Consider the following 14854-nt stretch of genomic DNA (forward strand, 5'->3'; position numbering starts at 1 on the left):
CCCGTTTGGCTGGCGGATTGCAGCGCCGGGATGGCGGATGGCGTTTTTTTGTTAAAAACCGCTTGTCCGCGCAGCCGATGCCTATTATTATTCGCAGCCCGGTTCGCCGGGGAACATCTGGAGAGGTGGCAGAGCGGTTGAATGTACCTGACTCGAAATCAGGCAGGCGTTTATAGCGCCTCGGGGGTTCGAATCCCCCCCTCTCCGCCAGATACTTGAACTAAGCCCTTGATATCCAAGGGCTTTTTTCATTTATGGCCTGGCTGGTATGCCATCTGGTATGCCATGAGGAGCTGGCTGCTGCTGGATCACTCTGGACGTCTGCACGCCTGCAATTAGCGCAGATACCGGCACATCCGGTCGCCCAAGCGCTGCTGCGCCACTTCGGTGACGGCATTGCCGCACCTTCGGCCAATCGCTACGGCCGCGTCAGCCCGACGCGGGCCAGGCATGTGGCCGATGCGCTCGGAGACGTGGTAGATCTGATCCTGGATGGGGGGACGTGCGAGATAGGTCTGGAGTCGACCATTGTTGACCTATCTGACGGAACGCCGCGCTTGCTGCGCCCGGGCGCAATCACCCGTGCCATGCTTGAATCTGTGCTGGGATCACCGATCTCCTTGGTGAATCCCAATGGCACACCTGCGCCCGGTCAGAAACCATCCCACTACGCACCCAAAGCTCGCGTCGTCCTGGCGGCATCACGCCGATGCAGAAACTCGCCCTTGCCGCTTAGCTCCACTTCTGGCGACTGCTAAAAATGGGGGGATTACCGTCTGCCCCCTGCGCAAGCCGCGATCACGCTCGGCCTGGCGCACCCACCGGCGCAGCGACTCGGGCGTACAGCCCACCTTGCCGGCGATCGAAGCAATCGCTGCCCACTGCGATCCGTGATCGCCCTGGTGCTCCAGCACCATCCGCACCGCGCGCTCGCGCAGCTCCGGGGAGTAACGTGTTGCTGTCGTCTTCATGGCTCCAACCTCTCAAAGGTTGGAGCCTCCGGAGAACCCGGGGCGGTTCAGGTTGAGCAGGATCGCGATTTGTCCCATGAGGGCCAGCAGGCTCGTGAGGCGACTGACGGAATCCGCCAGCCCCATGACGCGCAGATCCTCATTGGCGATGTGCGCGATCTCGTGCGCGAGCACACCCGCCAGCTCGCGTGGGCTCAGGCGGCGCAGCAGGCCATCGGTGAGAGCGATCGATGCCTCCTGCTTCGATCCGGTGGCGAAGGCGTTGACGACGGCACTGGGCACGTAGTGCGGCACCGGCGTTGCGGGCAAACCGGCACGGACGGACAGCTCGCGCAACAGGGCCCAAATTTCCGGGGCTTCGTGCGGGTGCAGCGCCCGGGCTCGGTATAGGCGCAAGGTCAAGGCGGATGCGGCTGCCGGTTCCAGCAGCAGCGTGCCTGCAACGGCAAACAGCGCGAGCCACAGGCCGCTTTCCCCGAACAGCAGGCTTCCTGCGGCGGCTGCGATCCCGACCAGGGTCAGGACCAACAGCCCGGTCTGCAGGCGTTTGAGCCAGGGTGTTGCAACAACGCCGCGCGCGGGTCACTGGGATGATGACGGGTCATGCTCAGATGTCTCGGCGGCGCGGTCGTCGAGCTCGCGCAGCAGCCAGTAAGTGGCACCAAGCGCCAGCGTGGCGCCTGCAAGCGCGGCGATCTTGCCAGGGCTCGCCTCGGGGTCGAGGATCACGAACTTGCGCGCCAGCGCGATCAGGCCGATGAGGATCACGGTCTTGACCTGGATGATGCTGTCCCGATGCAGCGCCACGCGCACGATGGAATGCTTGAACTCCATCGCGATCAAGAGCGTCATGATCATGCCGAACACACTCTGGAATACCTTGTGATCCAGGGGATTGAAGGCATCGAGGACCAGCAGCGTGAAGACGATGGCGATGAGCTGGAACAGCGACACCACGATGATGACGGCAATTACCGCCGACAGAACGAGGGCGACGACCTGCTCGAAGCGCTCGTATAAACTCATGATGGCCCATTGGTCACGGAACACCTGAAATGGATTGCGGCCTGTTGACTTCATGCAGATGGACTCCCTGCGACATTGCCGCTGTCGAGACGGCGGCGCATCGCACTGATGTTTCGTTCGACGAGCTCGGCCGATATGCCAAGCGAGGACATCACTTGTTCCGCCAGCCCAAGGCCTGCGGCAAAGGATTGCTGGTACACACGCACGTTGGGCATGGCGCGAAATGCATCGGCCGCGGTCGTACTTCTGCATGACACCCACAAGGTCAGCGCCGGACGGCGCTCGGCAATCGCCTGGGCGATGCGCAGCACTTGCTGGGCATGGGCGAACGTGAGCACCACCAGACGCGCTTGCGCCAACCCGGCAGCCAGCAGGGTATCGGGCCGACTCGCATCGCCATGGAACACCGGCACGCCGGCGGCACGCTCGGCCTCTACCTTCTTCTCGTCTGCTTCCAGTAGCAGATGCGCCACGCCGGCGTGGCGAAGAATCTCACTGACGGTCAGGCCAAGCTCGCCCGCGCCGCAGATGATGACGTGGTCTCGAAATCGCGCTGTCTGCGCGGTGATCTCAACTTCTTCAGCCTGGGGTGGCTGAATGACGCCGCCGGTGCGGCTCAAGAACCGGGCAAGTACATCGTGATGGCGGATCAGCAGCGGTGCCAAGGCCATGCTGAGCACCAGCGCGACCAGCATAGGTTGTACGACGGTCGCGGGAATCAGATGCTGCTGCAAGACCATGCCCAACAACAGCAGGGCGAACTCGCCGCCATGCCCCAACGCTATGCCCGTGCGCCAGGCATCGAGGGCGGACAGGCGCGTCGCCCGCAAGGCCAGGGTGTTGAGCCCGATCTTGACCGGTACCAGCACTGCCAGCCACGCGAACACCGCCAGTGGTGCCGAAAGAATCTGCGCTCCGTCCAACTGCAGGCCGATGGTCACGAAGAACACCCCCGACAACACATCGCGAAACGGTTTGAGGTGGCTTTCCATGTGGTGACGGAAGTCGCTCTCGCCCAGCACCATGCCAGCCAAAAACGCACCCAGGGCGGCGGATACGCCGACCGCGTGTGCAGCAGCGGCGGCAGCCACCACCACGCACAAGGAAACCAGCACGAAGGATTCTTCGTGGCCCTGCCGCGCCACCCAGCCCAGCAGGCCATGCAACAGACGACGGGAGGCGAGGGCCGCTGCCGCGAACAACATCAGCACGCCCAACACTTCGAGCAGCACGCTCTCGATCTTCGGCGACTCGCCGCGCGCCCAGATCGCCAGCAGGGCCAGCAGGGGCACGCTGGCCAGGTCCTGAAAGACCAGCACGGCGATGGCGCTGCGGCCGTGGCGGGTGGTGAGCTCGCCTTGGTCGGCCAGCTGTCGGCTGACCAGCGCCGTGGACGACATGGCCGCCGCAGTGCTGAGCAACGCAGCGCACTGAACTGGCTGTCCCAGCCACATCAACATCAAGGTCAGTGGCGTGGCGACAGCGATCATCTGCAAGCTGCCGGCCGCCAATACGGTTTTACGGGAAAGCCAGAAGTGCCCGAGGGAGAACTCCAGCCCAACCATGAACAGCAGCAGGGCCACGCCCAGCTCGGACAGAAAATCAAGCGCTTCTCCCGGCGCGACTACACCGCTGACCGACGGGCCCAGCAAGGCGCCGACGGCGAGGTAACCCAGCAAGGCGGGTACTCTGAACGCCGCCGTCGCCACCGCCGCGAGGCTGCATGCCGCCAGCAGGATCAGGGTGGCGCCGAGCAAGTCCTGCATCGGTCAGCGCCCCACCTGTGCAGATGCCCAGCGCACGATGTCCTGCGCGCCCAAGGCGCCGGCCTGACGCCCGATCTCCCGCCCACCCTGGAACAGGGCGAGCGTCGGAATGCTGCGGATGCCGAACTGCGCGGCCAGGTGGGGTTCTGCCTCGGTATTGACCTTGGCCAGCCTGACCCTGGGTTCGAGCTGGCGCGCCGCTTGCTGGAACTGCGGGGCCATCATCTTGCACGGCCCGCACCAAGGTGCCCAGAAATCTACCAACAGTGGCAGGTCGCTGCGCTCCACGTGGCGCGAGAACGTCGCCGTGGTCAACTCGATGGGTTCGCCCGTGAACAAGGGCTGCTGGCAGCGGCCGCAGTTGGGATGTTCCGATAGCTTCGCAGTCGGTACGCGGTTGATGGACTGGCAATGCGGACAGACGAGGTGAAGATCATTCTTCATGGTTCGCCTCCTTGGACCACAGTGAGGCTGCCGCGCTTCGGGTCACAGACAATGCCGACCAATCAACGCCTTGGAGCCAATCGTTCCCGTCTTTGCTTACTCCGGCCTCTTCCAAATGAGCAGCGATGAACGCTTCGGCCTGCATGAGCCACCTTTGGACAGTATCTTCCTTACTAGGAATCAGCAGGATTTCAGAGACGCTGCTGGCATCCAGCCCGTCCACACGGATAAGCAGAAAAATGCGCCGCCACAAACGCGGCATGTCCTTCAGCAGGTCGAATGCAAAAGCGAACTCGCTCGACCGATCAACTAGCTCCTGCTGTTCCGCGATCGTTGCGGCATCGGGATGCTGACTGTCAGCGATGATATCGGCCAGCCTGAGTGTGTCATCGGGCTGATAAAATTCGAAGACTTCCTCTTCCACCATGGCCTCGGCGACGTCCTGGGCATCCGCTTCGACCGGCGTGTCCAGAGAAACGAATTCGCCAAATTGCCGGCTGTTTGCCACTTCGTGATCCAGGACGGCGAACAGATGCTTCAGAAGACCGAAGTAAGCCGCTTTTTCTTCCGGCACGGATTGCCATTCCACCTCAGCTTGGACAATCGCTTCATCCACCACGTCGCGCAGCGTCGGATAATCGCGCGGTAAATCGCCGACGGCACGCAGATAAGCCAGCTCACGCCTTGCGACAGCCTCAAGTTTCGACAGTAGAGGCATTCGGGTCACTTTGGCCTCATGGGCGGCTGACGCGGGTTTTGCGGCAATTCGCACCTTGAGCTCGCGCAAGCGCTCGCGTCGTGCTTTGCGCTTGATTTGGTCCTGAGCATGCAGCCGGTCAAAATGCTTCTTGGCCTGACGGAACAACGACTGTGCGAGCATCTTCGCGAGGGGCTTCAGCTCGTCATGTGATGCAGTAACGCTGACAATCTTTTTGCCGGGCAGGTGCATATAGCCACTGGCCAGAAATTGCCGCTTGGTCTTGTCGCGATCAAGGACGATTTGAAGTCGCACTGAATCCTTAGTGTGTTTGTCGAGCAATGGCTTGAGGGCGTGCTCGATCACATTTCCCAAAGCTCTCTGCCATGGTTCATGAAACTCTTTGTCGATAGCTCGATAGCTATATTGCATCTGCATGTATGACTCCTTTGATGTCATTTCTATGGAGGCACGAACCGAAAATGCTCATATCCATAGAATTTAGCTTGACCCGCTCTTATCCCTGGCGCGTTTTGCGAAGACGCCAACTCAAGAACAAAAGCGTGACACCATAGACTGCCGCATAGAAGCCCAACAGCCAGCCTGCGGCCAGGAATGACTCGACCGGACGGGAAAAAAATATCCACAAGACGATAGCGCCAAGGACAATCGAGAGCAGTCCACTGAAGGCAAGCCAGATTTCACCCTTGATTTCTTGACGCAGCCGAACCGCGGCGGATATCTCCAGCACACCGGTGAAAATCGCCCAGAACCCCACGCTAGCCCATAAAAAAGAAGCCATGACCATCGTGGCGACCCAAGGAGCAACCAGGACGACGACGCCGGTAAGTATGCCGACAATGCCGCTGAACAGCAGCCAGCCCCAGCGCTCTTTTTTCTGGATATGGCGCACCGCTACAACCAAGTTGAAAGCGCCATTGACCAAGGAAAATGCGCCGAACACTAAGGTCATGGCCAACAGAGCCGATTGTGGCATCCAGAACGCAAGGGCTGCGAAAATCAATGCCAAGACACCGCGCAACGCAAAAATCCACCAATTTTCGGTCAATGAACACAGTGTTTTGGTGGGCACATCCGCACTGGAATCGGTGATGGTGTCTGTATTCATGCTATATCTCCTAAAGATCTAATGGGGTGAAAAAGCAAACACTCCTGAGCCAAGAGAGGGGCGCGACGCGCCCCTCTTACGCCCTATCCAGCGGTTTCAGAACAACTTGGACAGCTTTGCGTTGATTTCATCGAGCCAGCCTTTTCCGCCGCCTCCCCCAGCCGTCTTTTGTTTGACTTTCTTGAGTTCAGCATACAGGGGTTCAAAGTCCTTCTTCTTTCCATAGCCCAGCAGTTCTGCCATTTCCATCTGCTGCCGCGCTTCGTTCAATAATGTCTCCAGGCGCTCATTGGACGCTTCGCTCCGCTGACCATCTTCTACCAGGGTCTCAGCACGCTTCAGGAGCAGCCTGGCGCGCAGGGCGGGCAGCGGATGCACGCTGCGCGTCTCGACCAGCGTGCTGAGCGCTGCCTGCAGCGCGGCTTTGGCTTCTTCAATCTTGCCCTGATCGATCAGCGGCACGACTGACTTCACGGCTGCGGGATAGGACGCCAGAGGGATGTTGGTGACCGCGATCACGATTTCACTGGCCAGCAAAGCCAGCACGTGACGTGCCTGTTGCACCTCGCCATGTTTGAGGGCATACAGCGCCTCGTCGGTCATCGCCTCAATGGTTTCCGTATTGGCGAACAAGTCGTGCACGATGGTGCGCACATCAACGGGGGCCAGGGCGAGCGTGGGTTCGCGCGCAACGATCAGCTCCAGCTTTCCCGTCACTTCGGCCAGCGCTGCCAATGCGCGTGCAGCGTCCTTGCCGTCAAGTGCGGCCAGCGCTGATTTGGTCAGCGCCAAGGCCGAGACGGCCTCATCGAGGACTTGTTTACGTCTGTCTGCCGCCTGCGAGTCCGTTTCCTTCTGAACCTCAGGCTGTACCTCCGTGACGACTTCAGGCTTGGCCTCTGGACTGACAGGAAGGCTGCTTACCGCGGCCTGTTCGTTTATTTCTTTGTTCGTCGCATTGGGATTCGATGTTTGCTCATTCATGGTGATATGCCTCGTATGAGTTAGTGAAAATAGGCGAATCTATTGGGGCTGACTGCGAACATCGCGAGACTGACCGACCGAACAGTCGGCCCCTTCATCACCTCAAAACAGCTTTTGGAGGCGCGTCTTCAACTCGTCGAACCATCCCTTGCCGCTTTTGCCACCAGCCGACTTTTGCTCAATGGACTTCACCTGATCGCAGATGGGTTTGAAATCCGCCTTCTTGCCATAACCCAGGATCTGCGCCATCTCGATCTCCGTGCGCACGGACGACAGCAAGGTGCTGAGCTCCTCGTTCTGCTTGGCATCGCGCTTGTCGGTCTTCCGGTGACCGTGCGGTCCGCCACCAGCACTTCGGCGACGCGCCCCTCGGCCAGCGCTTTCTCGAATTTGCTGTAGGGCACGGGCTCGACCTTCTTCGCCGCCCGCCAGTAGTTCTGCAGCGTCAGCAGCAACAGGCCGGCGACGATCCAGTAGCCAATGTTCCATTGATCTTTCTTTTCCATGGGCAATGTTCCTCGCAAGTCGTGTCGCTAGAGAATGGGGGTGAACAGACGGGCCACCCCGTCGCGCAAGCGGATGGCCAGCGGGCGGGCGCGCAACGCCTTCGCCGATATCTCGCCCGACGCATCACGAGCAGCATCAAAAAGGGATGACAGCCGCGTAGACAACGCGGTGTCGTACACCTCCACATTGAACTCGAAGTTGAGGCGCAAACTGCGCGCATCCCAATTGGCCGAACCCAGGCAGCACCACGCTCCGTCTACCAGCATCAGCTTGCTGTGGTCGAACGGGCCAGGCCGTTCGAAGATGCGCACACCGTGCTCCAGCACCTGCCAGTAGAGGGCGCGCGCGGCCCATTGCACCGTGGGATGGTCGCCGTTTGCGGGCGTCAGCATCTCGATACGCACGCCGCGCAACGCGGCCGTGCTTAGCGCCGCGATCATCGGCTGATCGGGGACGAAGTAAGGTGTCCAGATGCGCACCGAATGCTTCGCCACGCTCAAAGCGCCCATGAAGGTCCAGCGCATCCTGTCCAGGGCATCATCGGGACCGGCCTCGATGCCGCGCGCCCAAGAGTTTCCTTGTTCATCAGCCGTTGCGGGCGATTCGCCCCAGAAACCCTCGCTGAGCCGCTCGCCCGTGGTATCGCACCAATCATCGGTGAAGCACCCCATCAGATGCGCAACCACTGGCCCGCGCAGACGAAAGTGCAAATCGTGACAGGCCTGGCCCGGCGCATCGGGCCGCCAATACGTGCTGCAGATGTTCATGCCGCCGGTGAAACCTGTCTCGCCATCGATCACCAGCAGCTTGCGGTGGTTGCGCAGATGCGCGGCATGCAGGCGCGCGGGAATCAACGTCGGGTTGAACGTCGCCGCCGGAACGCCGGCGCGTTGCAAGGCGCGGTAGGCGCTGCGGGGCGTCCAGCGGGCAGAGACGTCGTCGATCAGCACCCGCACTTGCACGCCGCGCTCATGAGCCCGGCGCAGCGCATCGACGAACTGCGCCCCGATGCCTTGGCTGTCGAAGATGTACGAGGCCAGGGCGACGCTGTACCGCGCCGATTCGATGGCGGCGAGCATGGCCGGGTAGGCCTGCTCGCCATCGACAAGCGGCTCGATGCGGTTGCCGCCGGTCAGCGACTGGCCGGTGGCGCGTCCCACCAGGTGGGCCAGACCGGCAAGCGGCGCCGAAACAGCCTCGGGCATCGTGGGCGAGAGGCCTTGCCGAACAGCATGATCTGCTCCCGGAAAAAGCCGCCGCGCCCGCCGCTGGTAACGGTTGATGCCGAACAGCCCATACAGCAGCGAACCGCCCAGCGGCAACAAGGCGATCAGCAGTACCCACAGCGTGGCCGATCGCGGGTCACGCTTGTAGATGATCGCGTGCCCCGCTGTGGGGATAGCGACCGCCAGCGACACGAGGGTGGCTGCCCATGTCAGCCCGTTGGGGTCGGACACGACAGCCTCCCATCGCTCAAGATTCGCCGCCCGCCGGCTTCTTCTTGCGCTTAGGCTTGCTCTCGCCGTTCGGCGGTGCCTCGGCCACGTTCGCGGCATCGGGCTTTTCAGGCTCGGCCGGCTTCGCGGGTGGCTCCTGGCGCTCGAAGACCACCCGTTCGGCCTTGTCGTCCCAGCGGGCGCTGGCGTGATCGCCCTTGCCGATACCGCCACCCAGCATCTCGCGCGCCAGTGCCGTCTCCAGCTCGCTGCGGATCAGCCGCTTGAGCTCACGCGCGCCGAACTCGGGCTTGTAGCCTTCCTCCGCGAAGTGGTCGATCAAGGTCTGATCGAAGGTCAGCGTCACGCCCTGGCTGGCGGCGTTGCGCGCCACGCGATGGAGCTGCAGGCCGACGATATGGCGGATCTCCTCCTTGCCTAGCGCATGGAAGACGATGATTTCATCGATGCGGTTGAGGAACTCGGGGCGGAAATGCCCGCGCAGCACGTCCATCACCTCCGTCTTGGTCTTTTCATACTCCTCGCCGGCGGCACCACGCGCCTTGAGCCGACGCTGGATGATGTCCGAGCCCAGATTCGAGGTGGCGATGATGATGGTGTTGGTGAAATCCACCACCCGGCCCTTGCCGTCGGTGAGGCGACCGTCGTCGAACACCTGTAGCAGGATGTTGTAGACGTCGGGGTGCGCCTTTTCGATCTCGTCGAGCAACAACACGCTGTAGGGCTTGCGGCGCACCTTCTCGGTGAGCTGGCCGCCCTCGTCGTAGCCCACATAACCCGGAGGCGCGCCCACCAGGCGTGCCACGCTATGGCGTTCACCGTACTCGGACATGTCGATGCGCAGCAGCGCGCCCTCATCGCCATAGATGGACTCGGCCAGTGCCTTGGCGAGTTCTGTCTTGCCCACACCCGTCGGCCCGAGGAACAGGAAGGTGGCCACTGGCTTGCTGCCTTCGCGCAGGCCCGCGCGCGACAGCCGCACGGCATCGGCCACGGCACGTACTGCTTCGTCCTGTCCCACCAGGCGCTCATGCAGCCGCTGTTCCAGATGCAGCAGCTTCTCGCGTTCTTCCACCGTCAGCTCGTTGACCGGGATGCCGGTCAGCCGCGAGACGATCTGCGCCACGTGCTCTGCCTTGACCTCGGCGCTGCCCGAGGCGCGCTCGCGCTCCCAATCCTCGACGAGCTTCTTTAGTTCGGCCTCTTTGGCCTCGATGCGCTTGCCGAGCTCGGCGGCCTTGTCGTACTGCTTGCGCGAAGCCACATAGTCCTGCTCACGCCGCAACTGATGCAGTTCGGACTCCAGCTCTTGCACCGCCGCCGGGCGCGCCGTGGCCGACAGCTTCACGCGTGCGGCTGCCTGGTCGAGCAGGTCGATGGCCTTGTCGGGCAAAAAGCGCGCGGTGATGTAACGGTCGGACAACTCGGCGGCGGCGATGATCGCATCCTCGGTGATGCTGACCTTGTGGTGCGCCTCGAAGGTGTCGCGCAGGCCGCGCAAAATCATCATGGTCTGCGCTACCGTCGGCTCGGGCACCATCACCGGCTGGAAGCGACGCTCCAGCGCGGCATCCTTTTCGATGTACTTCTGATACTCGTTGAGCGTGGTGGCGCCGATCAGGTTCAGCTCGCCGCGAGCCATCATCGGCTTGAAGACGTTGGCCACGTCCAGCCCGCCTTCGCCGCCACCTTGGCCGGCACCGACGATGGTGTGCACCTCGTCGATGAAGAGAATCAGCTCCCCCTGGTGCTCGGTCACTTCCTTGAGCACCTTCTGCACGCGCTCCTCGAACTCGCCGCGGTACTTGGCGCCGGCCACCATGGCATTGATGTTGAGTTCGACCAAGCGCTTGTCACGCAGCGTTTCGGGCACTTCGCCTGCGACCATGCGCTGCGCCAGCCCTTCGACGATGGCGGTCTTGCCGACGCCGGGTTCGCCGATCAGCACCGGGTTGTTCTTCTTGCGCCGGGCCAGCACTTCGATGGTCGTCTCGATCTCCTGCGCGCGGCCGATGACCGGATCGAGCTTGCCCTCGCGCGCCATCTTGGTGAGTTCGCGCGAATACTTGTCGAGTTCCGGCGTATTGGTCGGCGTCTCGGCACGGCCGTCCTCGGCCCCCTTGCCGACCACCTTGCTCACCTGCTGGCGCAGCGCCTGCGGCGTGAGCCCGTAGCGGCGCAGCAGGTTGGCTGCCAAGCCTTCGCCTTCTTCGGCCAGGCCGATCAGAAAGTGCTCTGGCCCCACATAGGAATGACTCAACTCGTTGGAGGCCACGAAGGCACGGCTGAGCGCATCCTTGACACGTGGCGACACACCGATCTCGCCTTCGAACGGCTTGTCGCCACGCTTGGCTTCGGATTCGATCTGCCGCTTGAGGTCATCGACCTTGATCTTGAACTGCCCAAAGATGGTCTTGACCACGTCGCTGTCGGTCAGCGCCAGCAGCAGGTGTTCGGTATCGACTTCGGGCCGGCCGAACTCGGCAGCATGTTTGGCGGCTTCCTGCAACAGGGCCTCAGACTGTTCGCTGATACGGCTGGCCAGCCCACTGCCGCGGCGGCGCGCCGTGCCCGCCGTTGCGGGAGCGGATTCGCCGAAAGACGCATCGACCACTTCGTCGGCATCAGCCGCCACGGACGGTGCATCGTCACCGATGCGGAAGAAGTCGCTGCCGAGGAAGTCTTCGAACAAACCGCTGCGCGAGCCAAACAGAGCCTCCAGCGGCGAGACGGTGCGCTTTTGCTGGCGCACCAGTTGGCGATAGTGATCGTCACACAACAGCATGGTGCTGTGGCGACCATTGAGATTGGCTTCCACCCGCACCGTGGCGGGCTGGCCGCAGACTTGGCATTGTTTTCTGGCCATGCTGATGCTCCTGTAAAGATTGATCTGACGAGGCACCGCCGATCACGGTGCCTCATCTCTTTGTGGTGTTTGAGGAAAACGCGCTGCCCAGCGTCAGCCGTTGATCGGGATCGAGCGCCCCTGCTTGGGCGTACTGGCCTCGCGCTTTTCCATCGTGATCGTGAGCACGCCGTTCTTGAAAGAGGCCTTGATCGTGTCCTGGTTGGCATCGGCCGGCAGGTTCAGAGCGCGCTGAAAGCTGCCGTAGGAGCGCTCCACCCGGTGGAAACCGCCGTCTTTCGTTTCCTGCTCCTGACGCTTTTCACCGCGCACCAGCAGCATGTCGTTGTCGAGCGTGATCTGGATGTCTTTTTCCTCGACGCCGGGTACTTCCAGGGCGATCTTGTACTGCTTGTCGGTCTCCTGGATGTCCAGCGCCGGCTTCAGCATGCCCGGCCAGTCCGACGGCCAGCGTGGCATGGCCAGCGTCGGGAAACCGAAGCCTCGAAACGCGTCGTCGAACAGGCGGTCGATCTCGCGATGCAATTGCAGGATGGGACTGACGGGCCCACCCGCCACCGGCAGGTCATTGCGCTGCACCGGCAGCGAGGCAGTGCTCTGTTGTTCTTCCTGCTCCTTCTTGAACCAGTTCCAGGGAGCCAATTTCTTGAAATCAATGTCCATGTCACACCTCCAGCAGAAAAATTGAAGACTCTCGCTCACTCCGTTTACCTGCGGCGACGGACAGCGCGCCCAGACGACACGGAGTGTTCCGCTGACTTTGGCTGCTCATCTGTGCGTATCACCTCCTTCTTTCTGCCTGCTTGGATCTGATCATTGATCCATCGATCGATTTCACTTTGACGAAACCGCCACGTCCCGCCGACCTTGAAGGCCGGAATCTCCCCGTGCGAGGCGAGCCGGTAAAGCGTCCGCTTGCCGACTTTCAAGTAGGCAGCCAACTCGTCGAGTGTGAAGATCGCCTGCTGGCGCGCTGTCATACCACACCCCCACAAGTTCCGTCTTCGTGCAGCCTCGCTCGAGGACGTTCTTGCAAGACTTTGCAAGATATTGCGCTTAACATGCAGAAAGTCAAGAGTCAACATCCAGCGATTTGCTGGCTGAACCGCCCCGGAAATCCCGGAGGCTCGTTGGTGTGAGTCACGCCGCCATGGCGAGCTCACGGGTCTGCTGATAGTAGGCTGCTTCAGCTTCGGCTGGGGGGATGTTGCTGATCGGCTCCAGCAGGCGTCGAAGATTGAACCAGTTCACCCATTCCAGCGTGGCCAGCTCGACGGCCTCGAGGCTTTGCCAGGAGCGACGGTGGATCACCTCGGCCTTGTACAGTCCGTTGGCAATACCCTCAATCAGCAGATGTCCGCTTCGGGTCGAAAGCGGCCGGTCGAAGGCCGCTTTCGGAGAGCTACGCCTCGGCTCTGCTAGCAAGAGGGCATCATCCACCTCAACCCCCAGGTAGCGGACGGTGCTCTCTATCTTGCTGTGCCTCAGCAGCAGCTGGACGGCCCGCAGATTCTTGGTCCGTTGATAGATTAGTGATGCCTTGGTGCGACGCATGGAGTGCGTCCCGTAGTTCACTGGATCTAGGTCGATACTGAGCACCCAAGCCTTCACTAAGCGGGCGTACTGGCGTGTAGAAAGGTGGGATGAGCCTCGTCGCCTGCCGGGAAAGAGGTGATCGTCGAGGCCGAGCTTCTGACTATAGATCCAAGCGACCAAAGCATCTCTAGTCTGCGGCGTGATCTCGAACTGGACAGGACGCTTCGTCTTGCGTTGGATGACGCATCCTCGCGATCCAATGTGCACGCCATGTGCAACGTCGCGGACCCGCAGCCCAACCAGATCGCATGCCCGCAGCTTGCTGTCGATTGCGAGGTCAAAGAGCGCCAACTGCCGGCTATCGCCCTTGAGCTGAAGCCTGACTCGAATCGACCAGATCTCCTTGAGCTTTAGGGGCGCCTTCTGCCCGACCGGCTTACCTTGGTTCCAGGCACGGCGTGCTGCTGAGGGGCCTGAACTTCGCTTCATAGCTTTCTCCAATCCCGAGATGGGATGGAGAGGCTCTAGTTGCCTCCGTGTCGACCTAGTTAAGAGGTGCTAGGCGGCCAGCTTGGCCGCTTTCGACCCCAAAGCGGACGATGTGTCGTGGGCCTCTGCAATTCTGTCGAGCCGCCCATCGAAGGGGTGGTTTTATTGGCACTGGCCCCTGTTTTCGAGCCAGCAGCCATTGAAACCGCCCGAAGGCGGTTTCGGCTGTCTACGCCTGCCGAGTTGCCTAGCCGGGCAGCTTTGCCGCAAGCACCTCTACTTTCTCGATGGTCGGCGGCTCGGAGAATAATTCCCCGGCCTTTGCCATCAAGGCCGCCGCAACCTTGCCGGAGAGATGGGCTTTGCCAAACGTCATCCCGACATCATGTTGGATGTGCGCTTGTCTGATCGCATCAGCAATGCGGTCGACGACAAGATCGATGTCGGGGTCAGGGTCGGGTTCATGCGCGACAGTCGTTTCGTCGCGCGCAAGGCTGCCGATATGCGCCGTACAATCGTTGCAGCTCCGCGTCTGATCAAGAAGGTGGGAACACCGGATGGAGTCGATGAACTGGCCGGTTTTCCGGTGACAGCGGCCATCGACATCAATACCGGGCGACCGTGGTCCTGGCACTTCAGTGCAGGACGCCAGTGGACGCCTGTGTCGCCAGCCTTCATCGCGGACAACGCCGACATGGAAATGGGCGCCGCATTGGCCGGAATTGCGTTTGCTCAATTGGCGGACTACATGGCCGCCCCCTACATTGCCAGCGGGAAGCTCGTGCAAGTGCTGGAGAACGAAGAACCTCCGGCATGGGGGTTGTACGTCTATCGGCCTCAGCGTGGCCCAATTCCGGGAAGGGTTCGAGCGGTATTTGATGAAATGCTGGTCGCCGTTGGATCGTTGCCAGCTTTGCCCTGACGCGTCGCAAGACTCTGTAGGGCACACACCTTGGAAAGCGGGGCACTGAGGCTCGGTGGC

At 61.6% G+C, this 14854-nt stretch carries 14 protein-coding genes, 1 tRNA gene and 5 pseudogenes; 3 read left to right on the forward strand and 17 right to left on the reverse strand.

Features of this window, described 5'->3' with window-relative positions; all coding sequences use genetic code 11:
- The first annotated feature begins 119 nt into the window (after positions 1–119).
- Positions 120–210: transfer RNA gene (locus tag AC1VXC_RS09455), tRNA-Ser, on the forward strand.
- Positions 211–254: 44 nt separating this feature from the next.
- On the forward strand, positions 255–758 hold the full coding sequence (locus tag AC1VXC_RS09460) for an L-threonylcarbamoyladenylate synthase (RefSeq protein WP_481538420.1): 504 nt from the start codon (positions 255–257) through the stop codon (positions 756–758).
- A gap of 15 nt (positions 759–773) precedes the next feature.
- On the opposite strand, the pseudogene AC1VXC_RS09465 reads toward AC1VXC_RS09460, so the two are convergent.
- The 17 genes and pseudogenes from AC1VXC_RS09465 to AC1VXC_RS09545 form a co-directional block, all read right to left on the reverse strand.
- Positions 774–971 (reverse strand): annotated as a pseudogene (locus tag AC1VXC_RS09465) (transposase); the annotation flags it as partial.
- Between the two features lie 12 nt (positions 972–983).
- On the reverse strand, positions 984–1499 hold the full coding sequence (locus AC1VXC_RS09470) for a M48 family metalloprotease (RefSeq protein ID WP_447586499.1): 516 nt from the start codon (positions 1497–1499) through the stop codon (positions 984–986).
- A gap of 54 nt (positions 1500–1553) precedes the next feature.
- Positions 1554–2051: a heat resistance protein PsiE-GI gene (gene psiE-GI, locus AC1VXC_RS09475; protein WP_481512280.1), complete on the reverse strand. Its 498-nt coding sequence runs from the start codon at positions 2049–2051 to the stop codon at positions 1554–1556.
- Positions 2048–3763: a heat resistance system K+/H+ antiporter KefB-GI gene (kefB-GI, locus tag AC1VXC_RS09480; RefSeq protein ID WP_447586501.1), complete on the reverse strand. Its 1716-nt coding sequence runs from the start codon at positions 3761–3763 to the stop codon at positions 2048–2050. The genes psiE-GI and kefB-GI overlap by 4 nt, the downstream gene beginning before the upstream one ends.
- Before the next feature lie 3 nt (positions 3764–3766).
- Complete coding sequence (gene trx-GI / locus AC1VXC_RS09485; RefSeq protein ID WP_012761376.1) at positions 3767–4207, reverse strand: heat resistance system thioredoxin Trx-GI; 441 nt, start codon at positions 4205–4207, stop codon at positions 3767–3769.
- On the reverse strand, positions 4197–5342 hold the full coding sequence (locus tag AC1VXC_RS09490) for a hypothetical protein (protein WP_481512281.1): 1146 nt from the start codon (positions 5340–5342) through the stop codon (positions 4197–4199). The genes trx-GI and AC1VXC_RS09490 overlap by 11 nt, the downstream gene beginning before the upstream one ends.
- A gap of 79 nt (positions 5343–5421) precedes the next feature.
- On the reverse strand, positions 5422–6033 hold the full coding sequence (gene hdeD-GI, locus AC1VXC_RS09495) for a heat resistance membrane protein HdeD-GI (RefSeq protein WP_481538419.1): 612 nt from the start codon (positions 6031–6033) through the stop codon (positions 5422–5424).
- Positions 6034–6129: 96 nt separating this feature from the next.
- Complete coding sequence (gene yfdX2 / locus AC1VXC_RS09500; RefSeq protein WP_481538418.1) at positions 6130–7017, reverse strand: heat resistance protein YfdX2; 888 nt, start codon at positions 7015–7017, stop codon at positions 6130–6132.
- Between the two features lie 102 nt (positions 7018–7119).
- Positions 7120–7341: pseudogene (locus AC1VXC_RS09505) on the reverse strand (hypothetical protein); the annotation flags it as partial.
- 53 nt (positions 7342–7394) lie between these two features.
- Positions 7395–7523 (reverse strand): annotated as a pseudogene (locus AC1VXC_RS09510) (hypothetical protein); the annotation flags it as partial.
- A gap of 27 nt (positions 7524–7550) precedes the next feature.
- Positions 7551–8981: a cardiolipin synthase gene (gene cls, locus AC1VXC_RS09515; RefSeq protein ID WP_481538417.1), complete on the reverse strand. Its 1431-nt coding sequence runs from the start codon at positions 8979–8981 to the stop codon at positions 7551–7553.
- A 16-nt stretch (positions 8982–8997) separates the two neighbouring features.
- Positions 8998–11847 carry a heat shock survival AAA family ATPase ClpK gene (gene clpK, locus AC1VXC_RS09520; protein WP_481538416.1) on the reverse strand — a complete coding sequence of 950 codons (2850 nt, stop codon included), beginning with the start codon at positions 11845–11847 and terminating at the stop codon, positions 8998–9000.
- Between the two features lie 93 nt (positions 11848–11940).
- On the reverse strand, positions 11941–12510 hold the full coding sequence (locus AC1VXC_RS09525; RefSeq protein WP_447586872.1) for an Hsp20/alpha crystallin family protein: 570 nt from the start codon (positions 12508–12510) through the stop codon (positions 11941–11943).
- Between the two features lie 44 nt (positions 12511–12554).
- Entirely contained in the window at positions 12555–12827 is a 273-nt protein-coding gene (locus AC1VXC_RS09530) for a helix-turn-helix domain-containing protein (protein WP_447586507.1), read from the reverse strand.
- 160 nt (positions 12828–12987) lie between these two features.
- Positions 12988–13179: pseudogene (locus AC1VXC_RS09535) on the reverse strand (IS3 family transposase); the annotation flags it as partial.
- A gap of 126 nt (positions 13180–13305) precedes the next feature.
- Positions 13306–13872: pseudogene (locus AC1VXC_RS09540) on the reverse strand (tyrosine-type recombinase/integrase); the annotation flags it as partial.
- 247 nt (positions 13873–14119) lie between these two features.
- Positions 14120–14248 carry a hypothetical protein gene (locus AC1VXC_RS09545; protein WP_425513276.1) on the reverse strand — a complete coding sequence of 43 codons (129 nt, stop codon included), beginning with the start codon at positions 14246–14248 and terminating at the stop codon, positions 14120–14122.
- 24 nt (positions 14249–14272) lie between these two features.
- On the opposite strand from AC1VXC_RS09545, the gene AC1VXC_RS09550 reads away from it, so the two are divergent.
- Entirely contained in the window at positions 14273–14794 is a 522-nt protein-coding gene (locus AC1VXC_RS09550; protein WP_481538415.1) for a substrate binding domain-containing protein, read from the forward strand.
- Positions 14795–14854 lie beyond the last annotated feature (60 nt).

The organism is Stenotrophomonas sp. STEN033 (assembly GCF_056856655.1).